General features: G+C 52.9%; 17 protein-coding genes and 2 pseudogenes. 6 read left to right on the top strand and 13 right to left on the bottom strand.

Going from position 1 to position 20778, the window contains the following annotated elements; all coding sequences use genetic code 11:
* Positions 1-243 (top strand): hypothetical protein (locus tag CV944_RS17620; RefSeq protein ID WP_233204991.1); only part of this gene is annotated, 243 nt, incomplete at its 5' end.
* A gap of 99 nt (positions 244-342) precedes the next feature.
* On the opposite strand, the gene CV944_RS10370 is transcribed toward CV944_RS17620, so the two are convergent.
* Complete coding sequence (locus CV944_RS10370; RefSeq protein WP_100664135.1) at positions 343-1659, bottom strand: SEC-C domain-containing protein; 1317 nt, start codon at positions 1657-1659, stop codon at positions 343-345.
* A 216-nt stretch (positions 1660-1875) separates the two neighbouring features.
* Here CV944_RS10370 and CV944_RS10375 point away from each other — a divergent pair, with 216 nt between their 5' ends.
* Both CV944_RS10375 and CV944_RS10380 read left to right on the top strand, forming a co-directional pair.
* The gene (locus CV944_RS10375) at positions 1876-3519 is read left to right on the top strand and encodes an SWIM zinc finger family protein (RefSeq protein ID WP_199170447.1); all 1644 of its coding nucleotides are present in this window, start codon (positions 1876-1878) and stop codon (positions 3517-3519) included.
* Positions 3516-6275, top strand: coding sequence for a DEAD/DEAH box helicase (locus CV944_RS10380; RefSeq protein WP_100664137.1), 2760 nt, complete (start codon positions 3516-3518; stop codon positions 6273-6275). Before CV944_RS10375 ends, CV944_RS10380 begins: the two co-directional genes overlap by 4 nt.
* Positions 6276-6890: 615 nt before the next feature.
* On the opposite strand, the gene CV944_RS10385 is transcribed toward CV944_RS10380, so the two are convergent.
* From CV944_RS10385 to CV944_RS10425, 9 genes and pseudogenes are all read right to left on the bottom strand, one after another.
* A complete protein-coding gene (locus CV944_RS10385) occupies positions 6891-7862 on the bottom strand; it encodes an MTP-1 family protein (protein WP_047819098.1) in 972 nt (323 codons plus the stop codon).
* A 275-nt stretch (positions 7863-8137) separates the two neighbouring features.
* Entirely contained in the window at positions 8138-8626 is a 489-nt protein-coding gene (locus CV944_RS10390; protein WP_100664138.1) for a macro domain-containing protein, read from the bottom strand.
* A gap of 22 nt (positions 8627-8648) precedes the next feature.
* Positions 8649-9962, bottom strand: coding sequence for an AAA family ATPase (locus tag CV944_RS10395; RefSeq protein ID WP_100664139.1), 1314 nt, complete (start codon positions 9960-9962; stop codon positions 8649-8651).
* Between the two features lie 539 nt (positions 9963-10501).
* Complete coding sequence (gene galU, locus CV944_RS10400) at positions 10502-11377, bottom strand: UTP--glucose-1-phosphate uridylyltransferase GalU (protein WP_100664140.1); 876 nt, start codon at positions 11375-11377, stop codon at positions 10502-10504.
* A 17-nt stretch (positions 11378-11394) separates the two neighbouring features.
* Positions 11395-12747, bottom strand: a complete 1353-nt coding sequence (locus CV944_RS10405; protein WP_015375963.1) for a TrkH family potassium uptake protein — start codon at positions 12745-12747, stop codon at positions 11395-11397.
* Positions 12748-12993: 246 nt separating this feature from the next.
* Complete coding sequence (locus tag CV944_RS10410) at positions 12994-14052, bottom strand: BtaManbiosPhlase (RefSeq protein WP_100664141.1); 1059 nt, start codon at positions 14050-14052, stop codon at positions 12994-12996.
* A gap of 2 nt (positions 14053-14054) precedes the next feature.
* A complete protein-coding gene (locus CV944_RS10415) occupies positions 14055-15002 on the bottom strand; it encodes an MTP-1 family protein (RefSeq protein ID WP_100664142.1) in 948 nt (315 codons plus the stop codon).
* Positions 15003-15043: 41 nt separating this feature from the next.
* Positions 15044-15874 carry a carbohydrate ABC transporter permease gene (locus CV944_RS10420; RefSeq protein WP_100664143.1) on the bottom strand — a complete coding sequence of 277 codons (831 nt, stop codon included), beginning with the start codon at positions 15872-15874 and terminating at the stop codon, positions 15044-15046.
* Positions 15861-16319, bottom strand: a pseudogene (locus CV944_RS10425) (carbohydrate ABC transporter permease); the annotation flags it as partial. The pseudogene CV944_RS10425 and the gene CV944_RS10420, both read right to left, overlap by 14 nt.
* Here CV944_RS10425 and CV944_RS10430 point away from each other — a divergent pair.
* Positions 16308-16859: pseudogene (locus CV944_RS10430) on the top strand (substrate-binding domain-containing protein); the annotation flags it as partial. The pseudogenes CV944_RS10425 and CV944_RS10430 overlap by 12 nt on opposite strands.
* 39 nt (positions 16860-16898) lie before the next feature.
* Here CV944_RS10430 and CV944_RS10435 read toward each other — a convergent pair.
* Both CV944_RS10435 and CV944_RS10440 read right to left on the bottom strand, forming a co-directional pair.
* A complete protein-coding gene (locus CV944_RS10435; protein ID WP_013524772.1) occupies positions 16899-17792 on the bottom strand; it encodes an Rpn family recombination-promoting nuclease/putative transposase in 894 nt (297 codons plus the stop codon).
* A 201-nt stretch (positions 17793-17993) separates the two neighbouring features.
* Positions 17994-18926, bottom strand: a complete 933-nt coding sequence (locus CV944_RS10440) for a DMT family transporter (protein ID WP_100664152.1) — start codon at positions 18924-18926, stop codon at positions 17994-17996.
* 294 nt (positions 18927-19220) lie between these two features.
* Between CV944_RS10440 and CV944_RS10445 the strand changes: the two genes are divergently transcribed.
* Entirely contained in the window at positions 19221-19694 is a 474-nt protein-coding gene (locus tag CV944_RS10445) for a hypothetical protein (protein ID WP_100664144.1), read from the top strand.
* Between the two features lie 43 nt (positions 19695-19737).
* Here the strand turns inward: CV944_RS10445 and CV944_RS10450 are convergent, their stop codons facing one another.
* A complete protein-coding gene (locus tag CV944_RS10450; protein WP_011232749.1) occupies positions 19738-19938 on the bottom strand; it encodes a hypothetical protein in 201 nt (66 codons plus the stop codon).
* 233 nt (positions 19939-20171) lie between these two features.
* Between CV944_RS10450 and CV944_RS10455 the strand changes: the two genes are divergently transcribed.
* Complete coding sequence (locus CV944_RS10455) at positions 20172-20669, top strand: L,D-transpeptidase family protein (protein WP_100664145.1); 498 nt, start codon at positions 20172-20174, stop codon at positions 20667-20669.
* Positions 20670-20778: the final 109 nt, after the last annotated feature.

A 20778-nucleotide genomic window follows, 5' to 3' on the forward strand; every position in this document is an offset into this window, starting at 1 on the left:
TCTATTGCCATCCAAAGAAGAAAGAGAAAAACAGAAAAACCGAACGCCATTCATCCCCCACCTGTAGAGGTGGGGGACTTCTGGCTGATTTATGTTAAAAACGGTCGGAATCGCGCACAAAGCCATTTTTCCCAATCCATTATGGATTCGGTCAAAACCGATCGTTCCCCGCCGCTTTTTTTGGAGTTTCACGAATGGAACGCATTCCATTCCCTGTTTCTACTTATAGAGGGCTTGGGTTGAGCCCAATGATGTTTGAATGAGAGAGCCCTTGTGGAACCGGCTTTCCTTTCTGACGAAATGCCGCTGACTTGCGCGCAGCGCCCGTTTTTCTGCCAGCTTCTAGATGAATCCCCGATCGGTGAAGATCTCCCACGCTACATCGCGGAGTTCTTTACGCAATTCTTTTTCATTCACTTCCTCGAGCAGGCCCTCATTCCGCCACGAACGGATGGCGCGGTCAATATGACGGTTGACTCGCTTCTCGTCCCATCCTTCACGCATCAACATCAGATCGATGTCATCGATCCATTCATTGATGCGCGCATCAAGCTCATCCCCTTCCTCTTCGAACCAGTCTTCCTCCCAGTCATCGAGCCATTGCTCGTCGTCTTCATCATCAACAGCCATCAGGAAAAAATCCAACGCCGCCGATCGCACATCTTCTGGCATCACGTCATACCGATCGGCGATGTCTTCCACCTCCGATCCTTCCGCCTTCATCAAATGCCCAGCCACATAGCGGAGCGCCGCCGCGTAGACGGGGACCGAATAAGGGAGGCGGGATGTTTTTCCGCAATAGATCGCCCATATGGCGAACGCTTGATTGAGCAGCGCCGCTGGCGCCTCCGGCTCGTTTTCATCGAGCTCGCGAATGACAGCCGCTTGTTTCGGATCATCCCATTTGAACTGTTTGGCGAACTGCCAAAGCCACTCCAAGAGCACATCGGAAAGCACAGCGACGAACCGATCGCGCATCCATAAAGCCGATGGCTGACCGCTCCACTCCCCTTCTTGTTGAATCGCCCGAAGCAATCGATCTTTCCCTGACGCCGGGAGCGGAAACACCGCTGTGAAACACGTGAACACGTCTTGGTACGGCACAAGGAAGCCGAACACCACATCTCCTGTTTCGATCACGCTCGGCCATTGATGGGAAGCCAATAAATGAACGATCTTTTCCCCTCCCGTCAACAAATCCCGGACAACGGGGCGATTGTCGTCCTCATAGCCGATGAACTCGCCAAGCGACGGAACGGCTCCTTCCCACCTCTCGATGTGCGCCTGAACGGACGGGCGCCACCGCTCCCAATGACGGCTTTTCCGGTAAGCAGAAAAGATCGTTTGTCCTGTTTCATCAAGCGGCCAACAAAACAACATCCAGTTCACCGCCATGATCTGCACGCCAAGCTCGAGTTCCTCCGGCATCTCATCAAGTGGGAACTGGTCTAAAAGCTCTTCCACCTCCCTCTCATACCGCTGTAAAACAAACTGACGCATATCATTCATGCATTCGATCAACTCGCGGTCAATCAATGACGAAATCGAAACCGCCTCTTTTTTTCCGCAACAATGCTTGTACTTTTTCCCGCTTCCGCACGGGCATAACGCGTTCCGCGGCGTTTCCGCCATATTCGATGCACCTGCTTTCTTTTCCATTTGGACTTTTTCTATTCCTATTATACCATCATCGATAGACGTTCAACCATCACCAGCTTTCTTTCTATCAAAACGCGTACACGTTCAAAAGCTCGCAATGTCCTTTCATGCCGGCTCGAGAACAGACGCGTTTTGTCACATTGCCCCTCTTTTTTCGACACGCTGTCACATGCTATAATAGGATGATAAGGAATGGATCGGAAAGGACGGACCGACATGTTGCAAACAACCGTTTCCAAGCCGCTTTTGAAGCAGGCGGCTGGGGAATTGCTGAAAGAATTGCCGTTTCCTATTTTCCACAATCTCATTCAAAAAGGGCGCGACTTGTCAAGAAACGGGTTGGTCTATAACGTCATGGTGATCAACAGCCACGAAGTGGAAGGGGTCGTTTCCGACATCACCCCCCATGATGTCATGCTTGATTTGGCCAACATCACCCGCCGCCATCGCTGCCCATGCGGGACGGAAGGGCTGTGTCCACACGTTTTGGCGCTGTTCTTTTATATATACGGCAACGTGTTCGACGTTGGCGAGCTGTTCCGCCTTTGGAAAAAAGGGCAAATCGGCGCGTTGTGGAAAGAATCCGCTGTCCATGAACCAAAAACGCCTGCTCCAAAACGCGCGGGGAAAACGGCAGGCCTTTCGATCACAGCCAATGAAACCGTCGAAGATTGGCGGGACCAATTTGAGAAACAGTATCAAGACTTTTTCTCCCGCCATCAAAACGGCCAAAACTGGCCGTACCGTTTAGCCTTCCAGCTGCTCCCGAAACTTGGCAAAAACGAAGGGAAGCAAGCTGGCGCCCGTCCGTTGCGGGAGCTTCATGCCGCCCTCTTTTTGTTGGAAAAGCTTCGGCAGTACGGGGAGGCGCAAGGGTGGAACGACGTCGTATTCGCCTCTTACGGACAGTTTTCCTGGCAGCAGGACGTCAACTATGTCGCCGACCGCGCCTTTGACGCCTTGGAAAAATTGTCTACTCAATCGCTGCCGCGGTCGCTCAACGCGTTGATTGAACAGACGATTCCGTATGTTCGTGATGTACTGTTTTTGGACGGAGGGCTGTCATCATTCGGCTATGACTTTTACACAACCGCGTGGGAGTTGTTGTTCACCAAGCCCACATGGCGGCAAGAGGAACGAGCCGAACTCCTTCGGCTCGCCAAAGACCGAGACGACATCCGCGCCGCTATGGCGGCGGCTCATCTTTCCTTTTTGCTTGGCGAAGACGACGAAGCGATGGCGCTTTACCGCGCGTTCCCCGATCAGGCAGGCTTGTTTTTGGTGGAATGGATGGGGCGATTCATTCAAAACGGCCTCTTGAAACGGTTTGAAGCCGTTTGGGAAAAAGCAAAAGACGATTGGCCGCTTTATCTTTCCCACATGTCCGACCTCGCCCGGGGAAGTTTTTTGGACGAAGCGGTTCATTTGTTTGAAATGTATGCCCGCCAACGAAACCGACCGGATGCATGGGAAGATTTTTTGCAGCGCAGTCTTCCATACAGCGTCAACTATTATACCAACTTTTTGTATCGGCAAGGGCGATACCGAGAAGTCGTTGACCTGTTTTTATGGGCGAACATCACCGCCGATGAATTGCATCCACAGCTGCTTAAAACATTGCAAGCGCGCAATCCAGAACTCGTGATGCCGTTATATCATCGGGCCGTGATGAGGCGGCTGGAAGAAAAAAACCGGGCGAGCTACCAAAGGGCGGTCCGCCATTTGAAAACGCTGCGGACCCACTACCGTTCGATGAAGCGGCTCGACCAATGGGAAGCCTATCTCGAGCAACTGCTCGCCAAAACGGCGCGCATGCGCGCGTTTCATGAAGAATTGAAGAAAGGAAAATTGCTTCCATGAAGGCATTGGAGACGATTCAGATTTCCTGCAGATGGAATGAAGAGATTCGATGTTTCGAGCTCTCTGGTTCCACCCATCCCTCATCATGGGTTTCGCCTTTATTGGCTTGGCACGAAGAAACCTTTTACGGGACCATGATTGATATCGAAGACGACATCGTGCGGCTGTCGCCATGGCAGGCGCTCACCCTGTTCGCTTTGCGTCCGCCCTCGCGCTTTTCCGCCATTGAATGGGCAGACGAGTTCACCGCCCGATTGGAAGAGTGGGCGAAGCACATTTGGAACGGTTTGCGCGAACGCCGCTTCCTTCCAGATGCTTCCTTATGGAAAAACACAGGCGGCGCATGGAGCGAAGCAGGACGCACCCGCTGGCGCGGCGCGGATGACGATCCCGATCCGTTCGTCGCCACATGGCGGTCGCTTGCGGTCGCCGACTGGCTCTCACGCGACCCGGAACTTCGCGGCATTTGGGGCGAAATCGTTCGCACTTATCCATTGATCGCCTCCCCCAGCGGCCAATGGACCGGAACGGAAGACGACTGGCTCGAACAAATCGGATGGCTCGGCGACCGGCCGCCGTTTACGGTCGGGCTTCGCCTCGTCGAGCCGTCCGAGGAAGGCGACGTATGGACGCTTGAAGCGGTGCTAATCGCCGTCGACGACAGCGTCATCGCACCCGCAAGCGACATTCCGCGCGCTTGGCGCCCATATGAATCATCGATCCAGCGCGCCATTCGCCGCATTTGCGCGATCGTGCCGTGGCTTGACGCCGGGGAGGGTCTGCGGACGGAACTGTCTAATGAAGAAGCGTGGCGTTTTTTGTCCGAAGACAGCTTAAAGCTCACCGAAGCGGGCGTGCGCCTGCTGCTTCCCGACTGGTGGCACGATATCCGCCAGGCGCAGCTGTCGATCAAAGCGAAACTGTCGCCTTCCGTCAACGCGGAATCATTATTCGGCCTTGAGCGCCTCGCGGACTTTGACTGGAGGGTGGCGACCAACGGGATTGAGCTGACAGAAGAGGAGTTTGCCGCTTTGGCGGAACAAAAGCGGCGCCTCATCCGCCTGCGCGGCCAATGGCTCATTCTCGATCCCGCCCTTGTCCGCCGCGCACAGGCGCTCATGGAAAAGGCGAAAAAAGAAGGCGTGCCGATCCACGACATCGTGGCGCAAACGCTGCTTTCGGAAGCAGAGGAGCGCGAAGAGGCAGCGGACGAATCGATCCCGATCCACATTGACGTCCACGACCAATTCCGGGCGTTTATCCGCCAGCTCCAGCAGCTGGATGGATTGCCGAAAGCGAATGTGCCGCCGTCGTTTCACGGCACGCTCCGCCCGTACCAGCAGCGCGGCGTCGACTGGCTCGTCTTTTTGCGCCGATTCGGCTTTGGCGCCTGCTTGGCCGATGACATGGGGCTTGGCAAAACGGTGCAGCTGCTTGCTTATTTGGCGCACGTCAAAGAAATCGAACGCCCGGACACGCCGGCGTTGCTCATTTGTCCGACCAGCGTGATCGGCAACTGGCAAAAGGAATGCGCCCGCTTCACCCCAGACTTGCGCGTCTACGTGCACCATGGACCGAACCGGGCGAAAAACGATGCGTTCGTGCAAACGGCAGGCGAGGCCGATCTCGTCATTACGTCTTACAACCTTGCTCATTTGGACCAAGACGATTTAAAACAGATTCATTGGCATGCGATTTGCCTTGATGAAGCGCAAAACATTAAAAACGCGCAAACAAAACAAGCGCGCGCCATCCGCCGCTTGAGCGGAAAACATAAAATTGCCTTATCCGGCACGCCGGTTGAAAACCGTCTCGGCGAACTTTGGAGCATCTTCCACTTCCTCAACCCGGGCTACCTCGGCAGTGCGGCCGAGTTTGAACGCCGATTTGCCGGACCGATCGAAAAAGAAGGCGACGCCCGCAAAAAAGCGGCGCTGCAAACGCTCATCCGCCCATTTCTCTTGCGGCGGACGAAAACGGATGAAGCGGTTGCGCTCAACTTGCCGGATAAGCTCGAACAAAAAGAATATTGCCCGCTCACGGCCGAACAGGCTGCCTTGTACGAGCAGCTCGTCAACGACACACTCGAACGGGCAAAGGAAGCCAGTCCGTTTGCGCGGCGCGGCTTGATTTTGCAAATGCTAAACGGTGTGAAGCAAATTTGCGACCATCCGGCGCTGTATTTGAAAGAACGCCGCCCCCGCCAGCTCGTTGAACGGTCGCACAAGCTCGAAAAGCTCATCGAACTGATCGAGCAAATCCGCGCCAACGACGAATCGTGCCTCATCTTCACGCAATACGTGCGAATGGGCGAGATGATCCAACAGCTGCTTTCCGACTTGTTTGATGAGCCGGTGTTGTTTTTGCACGGAGGCGTCCCAAAACAAACGCGCGACCGGATGGTGGATGAGTTCCAAGCGAAAAAAGCGCCGATTTTCCTTTTGTCGCTCAAAGCCGGCGGCACCGGGCTCAACTTAACAGCGGCCAACCACGTCATCCATTTCGACCGTTGGTGGAACCCGGCCATCGAGAACCAGGCGACCGACCGCGCCTACCGCATCGGACAGACGAAATTCGTCCACGTCCATAAATTGATCACCGTCGGGACAATCGAAGAAAAAATCGACGAGATGCTCGAACAAAAACAAGCGCTCGCTGATGTGATCACCGAAGGCGAGGCATGGATCACCGAACTGTCCGATGACGAACTGCGCGACTTGCTCGCCTTATCGGCCGCAGCGAAAGGAGGCGCTTGAGCATGGCGGAAGAAAAACGAAAGCGCAAGAAAAAAACGGCGGAAAACCCGTGGGAAAAGCTGCTGAAGCGGATGGAAGAGAAAATGAAGGAGCGGGAAAAGCGGCAAAAACAACCGTAAAGGAGCATCACGCGAGCGATGAACGTCGCCCCGATCCCGTTGGACACAGAAAAGATCCATGAGCAACCTTTGCCCTTCACCTGGGCATGAAAATGCCCCATCAAGACGCGTGCATTTTCACGGAAACAGCGTGGGAAGAATCCCACGCTGTTCGCTTTTAAGCAGTCCTTTCGAAGACCGTTGAAAAACGACGGATTTGTTCGATTTGGGAGAAGCCGAAAGGGGTCACGCGACGGTGTTGCAAAGTTTTGAACTGAAGAAACGCTGTGAGGAAGCAACATTTCCTCTTTCATCACGATAATGCAAACAAACAAGGTTGAACATCCGCCTGCTCATACAGCCGTTCCTCATTGAGCACATACACCGTCACCGAACAAGTCACGTTTATGCCAAACCGAAGTCCTTCGCACAAGGCAAGAAACCGGCCAAATGCAAAAAAGGACCGGCCGCCAACCTTCCCCATTCATAGAGAAGGTCTGTCGCACCGATCCTTTCGCTAAACGGAAGCATACATCCGATCAAGCTCTTGCGCTTCGTATTTCGCAAACGGGTCGATGAGCGAAATTTTTTGCGCCTCGGCGTCGCTCACGCCGGCGTACAGCTCAGCCGTGCCGTCGCCTTTGCGGATGAGTCCGCCGCTAAAGACAACGTTCGCCAAATCCGGCCGTTTCGCCGGACCATCCAAAAAGTGGGAGCGAAGCGCAATCAATTCCAGCTCTGAACGCTCCATCGTCTCCGGGTTCAACACGAACACCATCGGGTAGTAATGGCGGTTGCCGTGCTCGTCAAAGCAAGCGATATGGCCAAGCGCCCCCACAAGCCCGTTCGCCAGCAAATGCGCCTCATTCACGCCGCCCCATTCTTCATCCGTAAATTGGGCGTCCAAAATCGGCGCGGCCTCAATCACGTCCGGCGTCAACTCATCGAGCGAGAAAATGCGGGTGAACCCGATTTTCCCACGTCCGCCTTTTTCCCCTTGCGGCCGGGTGAACACGCCGATCGAGCCATCTTTCAGCTCGACAAGGCGAATGTCTTTCATTCCGTCCGGCCCTTCGGCGAACTTTTTCAAACTGCAGATATTGCGGCCGCGGTAAAAGACCGTCCGCCAGCTCAGCTCGCCGTCAAACACCGGATGCGGAAACGTCTCCACGCCGCCGAACACCAACTGACCGTGAATGCGCGCCACAAACGGATCCTGCAAGGCGAACACCGGCGCCCCGTCACGAGGAACCCAGACGCCGTCGCGCTCGACGAAAAAGTACACTTCCGATTGCTCGCTGTCGCGCGCCTCGACGCGCCCAGCGATCACCCATTCTCCTTCATCCACAAACGGTGCGGAAATATTATAAACGTCTCGGTCCCCCACACCCGCAAAGCGAAGCTTTTCCGGCTCAAACGGCTGTGGGGCCGAACGAAATTCATCCACTAACACTTGACATGTCTTTAATGTTGGCAATGAGAATAACATGATTCATCCCTCCGGATGGCGCCAAAAACGCCCGCATTGGCATTTTTGGCTGTTTTTCCTGATCGCGGTTCGAACAGGAAACCCCACTCCCTTTCACACCGGCTTCGTCATTCGGACATCAACGATGATGCCACCTCCTGTCGGCCGGATGAGAAAGTCAATGAAACTCATTCATTCGTGTGTTCTTATTATAATATGATATGAGAAAGAAGGAAACACGTTATTCATTGCCAAAAAAGCAGGGCCAAGACGAAGTCAAGGCCCTTTTTCTCCCTTTATTGGCGCTGTTGGACAAAACGGATGAATGCTTGATCAATATCCACCACCACAAACTCTACATCCTCGACCGGACCCAACACCTCGACAAACAACTGCGCCACGTTTTCTTTGTCAAGCCTTCCGACGCCTGTCCCTAGCGCTGGCAACGCCACCTTCTTGATTCCGTTCTCCCGACAGTGCGCGACGAGCCGCTCGAGACACGCCCGAACGATGTCATACGACGTCGCCCCTGCAGGCTGCTTCATCGTCACTAAGTGAAGGACCCCGCGAAACGGCAGCGAGCCTGCTCCTGTCACGTACAAATCGCCGGACTTAGGGTCTTGCGCTTGACAGACGCGGATCGCTTCCTCCTCGATCACACGTCCCCCCGCCCGACGGATCGCCGCTGCCACGCCGCCGCCCATCGGCCCGATGCCGTTGGCGGCATTGCAAATGTACTCGACTCCTTCCACTTTGGTCAGATCGCCGACCATGGCGCGAATCATCCGAACCCCTCCTTAGCCATGTTTATTCCCCCTCTTCCTCCGCCTCCATAAGCTCATCCAGAACACGGTTGATGGCAGACGATGCTTCATCGATCGCTTCGGCCTGGATTAACCGTAATTCATCATCGATAATGCTTCGGTAGCGGAATCTCCCTCCCTCGCTCTCTAGCATGTAGGCCTTTAACCGCTCCGGAGAAAGGCGCAGCTTTCGGTCCACAATCGGCTCGGCGCGTCGATCTAGCTTTTCTCCAATCTTAGCCGCGTACAAATAAATATTGAAAGCGGATAAAATATATGGGCTATGAGTCGTAATCACTAGCGTATTATCCGTCGCATTTAGCAATAATGCAAACAAGGCGACCATTTCTTTTTGCGCGCTCGGGTACAAGTGAGCCTCAGGCTCCTCAATCACCATAAACACTCGTTGCCGTTCCAAAATAACCGTGAATATAAGCAACAAAATCCACACTACTTCTTGTTGCCCTGAGGATGAAAATTTTAGCTTTGTATACTCTCTTTCATTAAAAAAGATTTTTTCTCCCTGGTCAGAGAACATGTACTTTCCTTTCATCACCCGCTCAATAATATCAATGGCAAACCGAATCGCCTCAAAGTCAATTTTCTCTGTCGAAAATTTTTTCCGATCCTCGACAATTTCCTCAAACGATTGCGAAAACGCCTTCTTTAGCAAGTTAATTCGTTCGATAAACTGTTCTGTCAAGACATCGAGTTGCCGTGGGTTAATATCTTGCAGCTGATCGGACAACGTCGCGACTAAACTTCTACCTGCCGGAATGAAGATCGATGTTTTCGAATCGCCAAATACTTCATCAATAGACGTTTTAATTGTTTCCACAACACTTTGTTGCCGCGCTTTCCAAGATGAGACATTCCAAAAATCAGTCAACAGCCGCTCTTGATATTGCGTCTCTTTTTTCAACTGAATAACGTGCTTGAACGTCTCTAAAATCCCCTTTTTCAAGGAATCGCTAAAGTGGATTTGCACATAACCATCTTTTAAGTCAAGACGCACAAATTTTCCGTCACTATATTCATAACGAATGTGAAACGGTCTCATATGTTTTGTCGTTCCAAAGTAGCCGACAAATTTTCTCCTAAGATATTTATTGAACTCAAAAAACGGGCTGTGCTCATCCGTTTGTCGGGACGAAAGCAAATAATTTACCCATTCATCCGGAATAGAGCGGAAGAAAAAAATCAGTTTGCTAATCGTACTTTTTCCGCTCGCTTGAGGACCAATCAAAATCGTTACATCGGTAATCTCCTCATCAAACAGCCCCACTGGCCCAAAATGCTCAATGCGAATGCGAGCCATACCTACCCTCCTCTTGCGGCCATTTTCAGTCTATATGATCGCCCCGCGTGTTAATGATCTTGAGAAAAAATACACCCGGAACTTGAAATCGTCGTTTTCCGAACATTGTTTTTCCCACTAAACAAATTGATGCTCTTTAGCTCGTCCAATTGAATGCATCAAATGTTTTCGAAATGTTCAACCTCAAACGCTTGAATCATACCGAGTCCACCTGCCCTCTCCTTTTATATGGCAACGAATTCAACAAAGAACATTTGTTCTAATTTCATTGTAACCGTCCCATTTTCACGGAACAACACGAACATTTCGACAAAAATTTCACAAAACGAACACATGCCGGGCAATCGTTTTTTCCGTGCTGCTCCGACTTGTAAGGCCGCCATGCGTCAGAGCACACGGTTCACCGTACAAGCAGATGTTGCAATCCAGCCTAGATGATCACCAACATCCCGCCACCAAACGGTTCGCCATTCATGCAGATCGCGCGCCTATTTTTGGCCAACCGCGTTTGGCATGCACCCCCATTTCGCCGCTTGTCCTCACCGCTTCTCCTTCGCCACAATCTGCTCCAAAAACGAAAGCAAGTCATCCCGCAGCTCCTCGTTTTGCAAGGCAAACTCAATCGTCGTTTCGATAAAGCCGAGCTTCTCCCCGACATCGTACCGTTTTCCTTCAAACTCGTAGGCAAAGACACGCTGAATTTCATTCAGCCGCCCGATCGCATCGGTGAGCTGAATCTCCCCGCCTGCGCCGACCTCCTGCTTCTCCAAAAACAAGAAAATTTCCGGCGTCAACACGTACCGCCCGACGATCGCGAGGTTCGACGGCGCTGTGCCCGGAGCGGGTTTTTCGACAAAGCGGCGCACTTGGTAGCGCCGGCCTTGCTGCTCGAGCGGGTCGATGACCCCGTAACGGTGCGTCTCTTCCTCCGGCACGCGCTTGACGCCGATCACCGAGCTGAACGTTTGTTCATACTGCTCAATGAGCTGTTTTAAACAAGGTTTTTCCGCTTGGACGATATCATCGCCCAACAACACCGCAAACGGCTCGTCCCCGATGAAATTGCGCGCGCACCAGACCGCGTGCCCTAACCCTTTCGGCTCTTTTTGGCGAATGTAGTGGATGTCCACTTTGGATGGCTCTTTTACTTTCTCAAGCAAGTCCAATTTTCCTTTTTGCTTCAGCAGCTGCTCGAGCTCAAACGCGTAGTCAAAATGGTCTTCAATCGCCCGCTTCCCTTTCCCGGTGACGATGATAATGTCCTCAATGCCTGATGCCATCGCCTCTTCCACAATATATTGAATCGTCGGCTTATCGACAATCGGAAGCATCTCCTTCGGCATCGCCTTTGTCGCCGGCAAAAACCGCGTCCCAAGGCCCGCTGCCGGAATGATCGCTTTGCGCACTTTTTTCATGATTCCTTCCTCCTCTTCTAGCCGATAATGACTCGTTCTTTCGGGTAATGGTAGCTATCTTTCACCGCTCGGCCGCGGACGAGCCATAAAAACGAAATAATGCCGACCCGGCCGATGAACATGACGATCACCAACACCAGCTTGCCAAACGGGCTGAGCTCAGAGGTAATGCCGAGCGACAGCCCGGTCGTCCCAAACGCTGAACATACTTCAAACAAAAGCATAACGACAGGAAGTGACGATTCCGAGACGGAAAGCGCAAGAACCGCCGCAAAACAAAGGAACAGCGCGCCGATAAAGACGACAAACGATTTTAAAATATCTTCCTCATGAATTTCACGCCCGAACACTTTGACCGCTGAGCGCCCTTTCGCATAATGCCAAACCGTTAACAAAATCACCGCCAACGTCGTCGTCCGGATGCCCCCGCCAACGCTGCTCGGGGAAGCACCGATAAACATCATCGCGCTCAAAAGCAATAACGTCGGGTCGGAAAACTCGTTCATATCCATCGTCGCCAGCCCGCCGCTGCGCGATGACACCGACTGAAACAAGGCGTAAAAGAGCGACCGGTGCCACGGCTTTCCAGCGAAAAAATGGCTCCATTCAAGCGCATAAATCGCCACCGTGCCAAAGAAGACGAGGGCAAAAAACGTCACCGTCGTCAACTTCGTAAACAGCGAAAACCGGTAGCGCCCTCGGTCGCGCGCAAACAAAAACTCCTTCACCTCAATGAGCACAGGAAAGCCAATCGCGCCTAGAATGATCAGAATGATATGGATGACTTGCACGAAATAATCACCGGCGAACGGAATCAGCGACTGGCCGGTAATGTCAAACCCGGCGTTCGTCGTGGCACTGACCGACGCAAACACCGCCTGCAAAAGCGCCTCCGGCCACGTCGGAAAATAACGCAAAAAATACACGCCCAAAATCAGCGCACCGACCGCTTCAATGGCCAGAATCAAGAAAAAGATGTCCCGCGTGAGCTTCACGAGCCCTGAGAGCGCAAGACGGTTTTGATCGGTCATGATCAGCTGCCGCTCACGAAACCCGATTTTTTTGCCAACTAACAGCCAAATGAACGTACTAAGCATCATTAACCCTACGCCGCCCACCTGCATCATCACAATCAACAAAACAATCCCAAACGTATTAAACGTCTCCGGAATCGACACAACCGTCAACCCGGTCACACTAATGGCGCTCGCCGCCGTAAACAGCGCATCAATCCAGTGAAGCTCCACTCCCGGCTGATGTACAATCGGCAGCCATAACAGCACCGTCGACACCGCGACGGCCGCCAAATAAAACAGAATGATCAACTGAATCGTCGACAACTTCAACCATAATGAACGTTTGATTGTCATGCCGTCACCACCATTGCCCCGACCAGCGCGCGCGGCTTCCGCACGCCAAGCCTGCATCAGTATGGATACGTACGATACATCGACGTTGTTTTCCATTATATCAAATCTTCCTAGCCAAGAAGAAATGTATCCCGATCCTTGTCGGCGAAAAAAACGTTCAACCCGCTATATGATAACGACAAAAAAAAGAAACGCCTGATCTGTTTAGGCGTTTCCGTCCATGCCCTAATGCGCAGGCGCTCTTTTTCATCCCTTGCCGAGCGAAGCGAAAATATCGCTAAGCCGCAGTTCCACACACGCCATCGACGTATCGGCGGCACCGTAATACATTTTCACGATATCACCCTCAACGAGCGCGCCACATGAAAAAACAACGCGCCCGAAAAAGCCGTTCACTTCGTAATCCGCCTCCGGCTCGACGAGCGGCCGCTCCGAGCGGGCGAGAACGTTCGACGGATCATTCAGATCGAGGAGCACCGCCCCCATGCAGTAGCGATGGTCATCGGACGCGCCGTGGTACAACTCAAGCCAGCCGCGCTCCGTCTTGATCGGCACCGCCCCGCCGCCGATGCGGGCGCTGTCCCACTTCCCTTCGCGCAGACCGAACAAAAAGCGGTGATTCCCCCAATGAAGCAGATTCTCTGACTCGGCAATCCACACCTCAGGGCGGCCGTTGCTTCGCGGCACCGGGCGATGAAGGGCGTAATACTTGCCGTTGATCTTCTCCGGAAAAATGAGCACATCTTTATTTTCCGGAGCGAAAATCATGCCGTGGTGCGTCACCGTCTGAAAGTCTTTTGTCGACACCATCGCCTCGCCGACTCCTTTTGGCGACACGGCGCTGAAATAAATGTAATACGTGCCGTCAATGTACGTAATGCGCGGATCTTCAATACCAAATGTCTCGAGCTCATTCGATGGATAGACGAACGGGCGGTCGTCGATCGTAAACCGCCGCCCGTCCCGACTGCGGGCGAGGCGCAAATACGAAAGCGACGTCAAATAGGCGAACCGCTCCGCCCCCGCCTCTTTGATCACCCGAGGATCGGAAAAATCATAGCGCGGATCGTCTTTGCGAAATTCGTAAACATCGACCTTCCCCGTCTCTGGGTTCCATACCGGCGCTTTCACGATGTTCGGGTCATCCGACATCGGCCGCTCCGCCACCCGAAGAAGCAGCAACACTTCCCCTTGAAATTTCGCCACCCCAGCGTTAAACGCCCCGATCACTTCAAACCCGTCGTGGTGCGGCGGCACATCGTTCGGCGTAATGAGCGGGTTCTCTTCATAGCGGTAAAGGTGCATCGTCACCCCTGCCTTTCGTATTTCGTAAATGGATCCACGATCGTGAGTTTTTGCGCTTCTGCGTCACTTGTTCCAGCGTAAAAATCGGCCGTGCCGTCCCCTTTGCGAATCAGTCCGCCGCTAAACACGACATCCGCCAAATCCGGACGCTTCGCCGGGCCATCGAGGAAATGGGCTCTGGTGGCGATCAACTCCATGTCCGACGCTTCCCCCGTATCTGGATTGAACGCAAACACCATCGGATAATAATGACGGTTCCGCTCCTGATCGAAACAAGCGATATGGCCCAAGACGCCGACGAGCCCATTGTCAAGCAAATGCACCTCATTGGCGCCGCCCCATTCTTCATCCGAAAATTGGCCGTCAATGAGCGGAGCCTTCTCAATCGCCTCCACCGTCAACTCATCGAGCGCACCGATGCGGGTGAAGCCGATTTTTCCGCGTCCGCCTTTTGCCCCTTGCGGACGGGTGAAGACCCCAACCGACCCATCCCGCAGCTCGACAAGACGAATGTCTTTCATCCCGTCGGGACCGGTGAAAAAATGCGCCAATTCCTTGATCGTGTTTCCGCGGTACAACACCGTCCGCCAATACAGCTTCCCGTGAAGCACGGGATGCGGAAACGTCTCCACCCCCCCAAACACAAGATGCCCGTGCACCCGCGAAACAAACGGATCCTGCAGCGCAAACACCGGCGCCCCTTCCCGCGGCACCCATGTCCCTTCACGCTCGACGAAAAAGTAGACTTCGGATTGCTCGCTGTCTCGTGCCTCCACCCTTCCGGCAATGACCCACTCGCCATCGTCTTCAAACGGCGCGGAAATGTTGTACACATCCCGCTCACCGACACCGGCAAACACGAGCTTCTCAGCCTTGAGCGGCTGCGGTGCACGCTGAAATTCCTCAAGCAGCGTCTGGCAAGTCTTCATGGTCGGCGTCCTTGTCTGCATCACGTCTCTCCCTGCTCCCTCTTCCGATTATGATGTTTTTATTATTTTAATATGAATTGCATCCCTTCCTTAAAATTCTTGCTAAACAAAAGGAACAAAATCAAAATCGGCAGCGTGAGAAGCACCGAGGCGGCGTACATCGGCCCCGGATAGCCGCCGTACGGCCCAAACATTTGCGCCAACAGCACGTTTAACGTCAACATCTTTTCATTATTCACCACCAGCATATCCCAAAGCAGTTCCACCCATCGCTCCATGAAAAGGAACAAGAAAATAATCGTGGTGATCGAGCGCGACATCGGCCAGACAATGCGGCGAATAATGGTGAAATGGCCCGCTCCATCCATCTTGGCCGCTTCGATCAATTCATCAGGAATGCTGCGGAAAAAGTTCGTGTACATAAAGATCGCCCACAAGTTGACGGCCTTCGGCAAGATCATCGCCCAATACGTGTTGTACCAGCCGAAATAGCGAACGATCAAAAACAGCGGAATCAACAAAATGATCGACGGATAAAACATTTGAAACAAAATCGCGTTGTTGACCCATTGCCTCCCTTTAAACTTCACTTTCGACAGCGCATAGCCAACCATCACCGCCGTCACAAGCATGAGCAGCGTTGACGCTGACGTGACGAGCAAACTATTGAAAAACGCCCGAAGCCACGGACGCGGCACGACATCTTCGCCGCCTTGAAGCAACCATTCATACGAGCGAAGCGTCAATGACGACGGGATCAGCTTTCGGTCGACCTCATTCCATGGGGCAAGAGAGCCTAACACCATATACAAATACGGAAACACCATGACGAACAAAACGGCAAACGCCAAAACATAAAGCAGTCCGACCTTCCATGTTTTACTCCCAGCCATGTTTGCCACCCCATTTTTCCAACACCTTGCGAAAGACGAAAATCGACGCAAAGGTGACGATCGAATTGATAATCGCGACCGCGGTTCCATACCCCGCATTTAATTTTTCAAACGCCTGGTTGTAAATCTCTAGCTGCCACGTATGGGTCGCATACTCCGGCCCACCGCCTGTCAACACATACGGTTCGGTGAAAATGCCAAACATCAAACCGACCGCCAAAATCGTCACGGTATAAAACGAAGGGTACAGCATCGGAATCGTCACGTGCCAAACCCGCTTCCAGCCGATCGCTCCGTCCATTTCCGCCGCTTCATACACTTCTTTCGGGATGCTTTCCAAGCCGGACAAAAACAGCAGCGCATAATAGCCGACAAACTTCCACGCCATCATGAGCGCAATGACGAGCGGGGCTAAGATGGGCGAGCCGAGCCAGTCAATACCGATGCGGTGCTGACCAACAATCGGTTCGGGGCGTATGTGGCTGTCCAGCATTTGTTGGAGCTCAACCATACCGATATTGCGTTTGTCGGCGACATTCACTATTCACCGAGCTATCAAGAACGGTATGAAGGGTATTTATTGGCGTTGAAAGATTACGGGGTGAAACCGAACGAGGAATGGATATTTTGCCACGCACAAGAGGACGAAACAGCGATCGCCAACTACATACGAGAGCTAAAGCAGCAACCAACCGCCTGGTTTTGCGTCAATGACGGATTAGGCTTTTTCGTCAGCACCAGCCTCCAACAATACGGCCTGAACGTACCTGGCGATGTCTCCGTCTGTAGCTTTGATAACGGACAACTATCGCAAATCGCCACGCCGAAAATCACGACCGTCGACATCGACCTGAAGCGCTACGGCAAACGAGCAGTGGAATTGTTGCGATGGCGGTGGGACAACCCGAACGAACCTTTTCAGGAAGTGCTATTGTCTACGAAACTGATCAAACGGGAATCCACAGCAGCAAAACCAACGCGCTAGGGCGGGGCTGGCCTTTTGCCCCGCCTGTTTGATTTCCATTCACTTGAAGCCGCTTTGTTTCATTTCCTCAATCTCCGTCACAGGCAATCCGGTCAGTTCGTGAATCGTCTGCGCATCAAACCCTTTCATCAACATCCGTTTCGCAATGTGCCGTTTTTCTTGTTCCGCTCCCTCTTTGCGCCCTTCCTCCCGTCCTTCCTTTCGGCCTTGAATTTTTCCCTTTTGCTCGTACGAAATGATCAATTCCAGCACGCGTTCTTTTTCTTTCGTCTCCATTTGTTCCACCTCGCTTCGAAGCTGTTGTTCTTCTTCATCGGACAGCTTCACATACGTTTCAAAAAAGCCCATCAACAAACGCTGTCTTGCCTCGTCTAGCTCAAGACGCACCAACATGCGCAAAAATTGCTTTTTCAGTTCCACTCGTTCACTTTCAGTATAACCCATTTTGCTAAGCAGCGCAGCCGCCACCGGGTTGTCGGTGCGGATGAATTGGCGCCAGTTTTGCTTGCGCAACTCCACATGGAAAAAGCGAAAGTCAAGCACATCGCCAAACGGAAAGGAGAGCGTGAACGAAGAGGGTTCATCTCGGATGGCATCATAGCTGAAGACGGCAATCGGAATGATCGGAGTGCGGTATTTTTCAAACAAGCGGCTGAAGTAAAGAAACATTCTTTCTGGAAATGACGATTGAACGTACGCTTGGTTTTCTACGTGAACAATGATCAATCCGTCTTTTCCTTTGAACTTCGTCTCGACGAGCAGGTCAACGCGGTACTTCTCCCCAGCCGTTACGTCCGTAAACAGCTCTTCGGACAAAAACGACAAATGGTTGAAATCAATATGTTCGTGCATATCCGGGAAGAAGAGGAGCACAAATTCCTCAAAAAACGTCTGCAACAACTCCTTGAACAACCGGTCGTGATCGATCGCCATACATTCACCTCACACGAATACGTTTCGTATTCTCTTTTTCGACAACATTAGGTAACATCCTGCCCAAGGTAAAAAAATGGCCGTCCCTTTTCGAGAAGAGACAGCCAAGACGCCGACCGCAATGTGAAGCCCCCTCCATTCCTGGATATGAATGTTTCGCCACTTGCACGCAAGGCCTAGAAGTGGGGGATTCCAAGGCTACTACATCCCCGCCTTCCTTCCCCCAGCCGCCACTTTCGCCCGGCGGAAACGGGCGACCACATCATCCATCCCCCCGCTGCCGAACATCACGCCCGCGACGATGAAGAGAAAACCAGCCAACTGCATCCATGAAATCGGCTCACCAAGCAACCAGTGCGCCCCAAGCAACGAAAAGAGTGGATTGAGGTTGATGAACACCGCCGACTCAGCGGGACCAAGGTGTTGAACAGCCTGGTTATAAAACATATGGCCAAGCGCCGTCGCGACGACCGCCGAAGCAAGGAAAATCATCCAAAGCGGAAGCGTGCCTTCTTTCAAACTCGATAGGCCGCTCGGCTCGAGCACGAGGCTTAAGACAAACAGCCAAAGCGACCCGAAGACGAGCATCCACCCTGTCATCACCCGCGCCTCGACCGTCGCTTTTTTGATCATAATAAAGCTGATCCCTTGCGCCAAAACAGCCAAAAAGACGTACACATCCCCAATGGACAAATGGCCAAGGCCCCCGTCGCCGCTCGCCACAACAAACACGACGCCAAAAAACCCGAGCGCGATGCCAAGCAGCCGAAACAACGTCGGCCGCTGGCCTAAAAACACGATCGCCAACAGCGCCGTCACAAGCGGCACAAGCCCTAGCACAAGACCCGCATTCACCGCTGTCGTCCTCGCAATTCCCAACGCTAAAAAGAAGTGATGGGCCACGACGCTGAACAAGGCGGCCACGCCAATCTGTTTCGCCTCCTTCCAACTGACTCGTTCCAGCTTGCCGATCCCCCATAAAAACAAAAGCACGACCAACCCGGCCGTTAGAATGCGCAGCGCTGTCAACGCGACGGGCGAAAAATGCTCCACAAGAATTTTCAACGCCGTCACGTTCAAGCCCCAAGCAACCATAATGGCGACCAACAGCGCATAAATAAATGATTTCCGCATCACTCTCTACCTCTCCTGCATCTCTGTTTTCAGCGGAACGGCAAAGGAAAAACGGAGCCCTAAACGCTCCGCCTTTTCACCCGCCTCCAAATAGGACAAACCACCGTTTCTCACGCTAGTGCATCATTTCCAACAACTTCTGCCATCCATTTTACTACACTCTGATGAATTTTTTGACTAAAAAATGCGGCCGTATGTCTATCCTGTGACACATGCCACGGTGCTTCCGCCCTTTCCCTGCCCATATCCGCCGTCCATCGTGCATATGGTATAATAGAGAGGAGAGAAGACCCCATGTTCCCACGCTACCGCCAAAAAACGATCCGAACCAAGACGGGGGTGGCGGTTCTCACCGCCGCCGCTGTGTTGGTGGCGATTTTGACCCTGTTTCTTTCGAACGAACGAAACGAGGCGAAGGAAATCGTGGACACGTTTTACCGCTACGAGCAGGCAGGGGATTTTGGCAGCTCTTGGGAGCTGTTTCACCCGCTTATGAAAAAGAAATTCCCAAAAGACGTCTACATCCAGCGCCGCGCCCACGTCTTTATGCAAGACTTCGGCGTCGAGACGTTCGACTACCGCATCGATGAGGTGGAAAAACTGTCGTCATGGTCGATGTCTGATGAGAACAAACCGCTTCACGACGTGTATCGCGTCCGCGTCATTCAGACGTTCCATAGCGCTTTTGGCGTGTTCGAAATCCATCAAGACGTCTTCGTCGCCAAAGAAAAAGGGGAAAAGAACATTTTGTTCCCTTACCGCCCGTAACCCCCAACATCGATGCGGCCCCGATATCGACCGGGCGCCGCTTTCACCGCTCCTTCCATTCCTCGATGATCTCAAGCGTCCGATTAATGCCGACATTGTATATCAACAGCTTAAGCAAGTTTTCCCGCTCCTCTTTCGTAAAAAAGAGATCGCCGTCAATGATCTCAAGCGGGACAGGGGAGAGCTCGGCATACAGCTCATAATCAACCTTCTGTCCTTCCGGTTTTAGGACAAACGTTCTCATTCGCGCCATCCTCCTTTTTCACCTACACGTTTTGACAAGAAACACCCGTTAGGCAACGCTCCCTATCAAGTATAGACTAACGCACAGCGCGTTCATACGGCATTGGCGGCCGCATGCCATGCGCATGAGACTCTCTTCCCATTTGAGCAACCTTATTCGAATCTTCTCATACACTAATGTATCATCAATCGGAGCTATTTTCTCCATCCAGCGAAAAAAAGGAGCGAAATGCCATGTACAAACATATCGTCAAACGTGGGGAAACGATCGCCTCCATCGCCCGCGACTACCGCACATCTGTTGAGGCGCTCCTTCGCGCCAATGGGTTGACCGCCGCGTCCGTCATCTTTCCCGGGCAGGAGATCGTCATCCCCCACCTTCCGCCGAAAGGATCGATTCCCTACACGATCCACATCTCGATCAGCCGCCGCCAGCTGACGTTAAAACACCGGGGACGAACGATCCGCACGTATCCCGTCGGCGTCGGGAAAATGGTCACCGCCACCCCCGTCGGCGACTTTGTCATCGTCAACCGCCAGCCAAACCCAGGCGGGCCGTTCGGCGCGATGTGGTTAAGCTTATCCAAACTCCATTACGGCATCCACGGCACGAACGACCCGTCCTCGATCGGCAAATACGTATCCAAAGGCTGCATCCGCATGCACAACAAAGACGTGCTCGAGCTCGCCTCCATCGTCCCGAACGGAACGGAAGTGTTCATCCGTCCGTGAGGGCAAAACAGCACCATTCATCCATCTGTTCCGGGTCGCAACCTGTTTTCTGTTTCAAGGAGATGCCATGCGCTCCCACCGAACGAATACCGTGTTCCCGCTCACGATG

Origin of the sequence: Geobacillus sp. WSUCF-018B (genome assembly GCF_002809985.1) — a bacterium.
Classification (GTDB): Bacteria; Bacillota; Bacilli; order Bacillales; family Anoxybacillaceae; genus Geobacillus; species Geobacillus thermophilus.

Excerpts from the sequence above, each read along its gene's own strand:
- CV944_RS10440 (WP_100664152.1), bottom strand. The coding sequence starts at position 18,926 with ATGCGGAAATCATTTATTTATGCGCTGTTGGTCGCCATTATGGTTGCT.
- CV944_RS10450 (WP_011232749.1), bottom strand. The coding sequence starts at position 19,938 with ATGAGAACGTTTGTCCTAAAACCGGAAGGACAGAAGGTTGATTATGAG.
- CV944_RS10375 (WP_199170447.1), top strand. The coding sequence starts at position 1,876 with ATGTTGCAAACAACCGTTTCCAAGCCGCTTTTGAAGCAGGCGGCTGGG.
- galU (WP_100664140.1), bottom strand. The coding sequence starts at position 11,377 with ATGAAAAAAGTGCGCAAAGCGATCATTCCGGCAGCGGGCCTTGGGACG.
- CV944_RS10420 (WP_100664143.1), bottom strand. The coding sequence starts at position 15,874 with ATGGCTGGGAGTAAAACATGGAAGGTCGGACTGCTTTATGTTTTGGCG.
- CV944_RS10435 (WP_013524772.1), bottom strand. The coding sequence starts at position 17,792 with ATGGCGATCGATCACGACCGGTTGTTCAAGGAGTTGTTGCAGACGTTT.
- CV944_RS10410 (WP_100664141.1), bottom strand. The coding sequence starts at position 14,052 with ATGCACCTTTACCGCTATGAAGAGAACCCGCTCATTACGCCGAACGAT.
- CV944_RS10385 (WP_047819098.1), bottom strand. The coding sequence starts at position 7,862 with ATGTTATTCTCATTGCCAACATTAAAGACATGTCAAGTGTTAGTGGAT.
- CV944_RS10395 (WP_100664139.1), bottom strand. The coding sequence starts at position 9,962 with ATGGCTCGCATTCGCATTGAGCATTTTGGGCCAGTGGGGCTGTTTGAT.
- CV944_RS10405 (WP_015375963.1), bottom strand. The coding sequence starts at position 12,747 with ATGACAATCAAACGTTCATTATGGTTGAAGTTGTCGACGATTCAGTTG.
- CV944_RS10415 (WP_100664142.1), bottom strand. The coding sequence starts at position 15,002 with ATGCAGACAAGGACGCCGACCATGAAGACTTGCCAGACGCTGCTTGAG.
- CV944_RS10370 (WP_100664135.1), bottom strand. The coding sequence starts at position 1,659 with ATGGAAAAGAAAGCAGGTGCATCGAATATGGCGGAAACGCCGCGGAAC.
- CV944_RS10445 (WP_100664144.1), top strand. The coding sequence starts at position 19,221 with ATGTTCCCACGCTACCGCCAAAAAACGATCCGAACCAAGACGGGGGTG.
- CV944_RS10380 (WP_100664137.1), top strand. The coding sequence starts at position 3,516 with ATGAAGGCATTGGAGACGATTCAGATTTCCTGCAGATGGAATGAAGAG.
- CV944_RS10390 (WP_100664138.1), bottom strand. The coding sequence starts at position 8,626 with ATGATTCGCGCCATGGTCGGCGATCTGACCAAAGTGGAAGGAGTCGAG.
- CV944_RS10455 (WP_100664145.1), top strand. The coding sequence starts at position 20,172 with ATGTACAAACATATCGTCAAACGTGGGGAAACGATCGCCTCCATCGCC.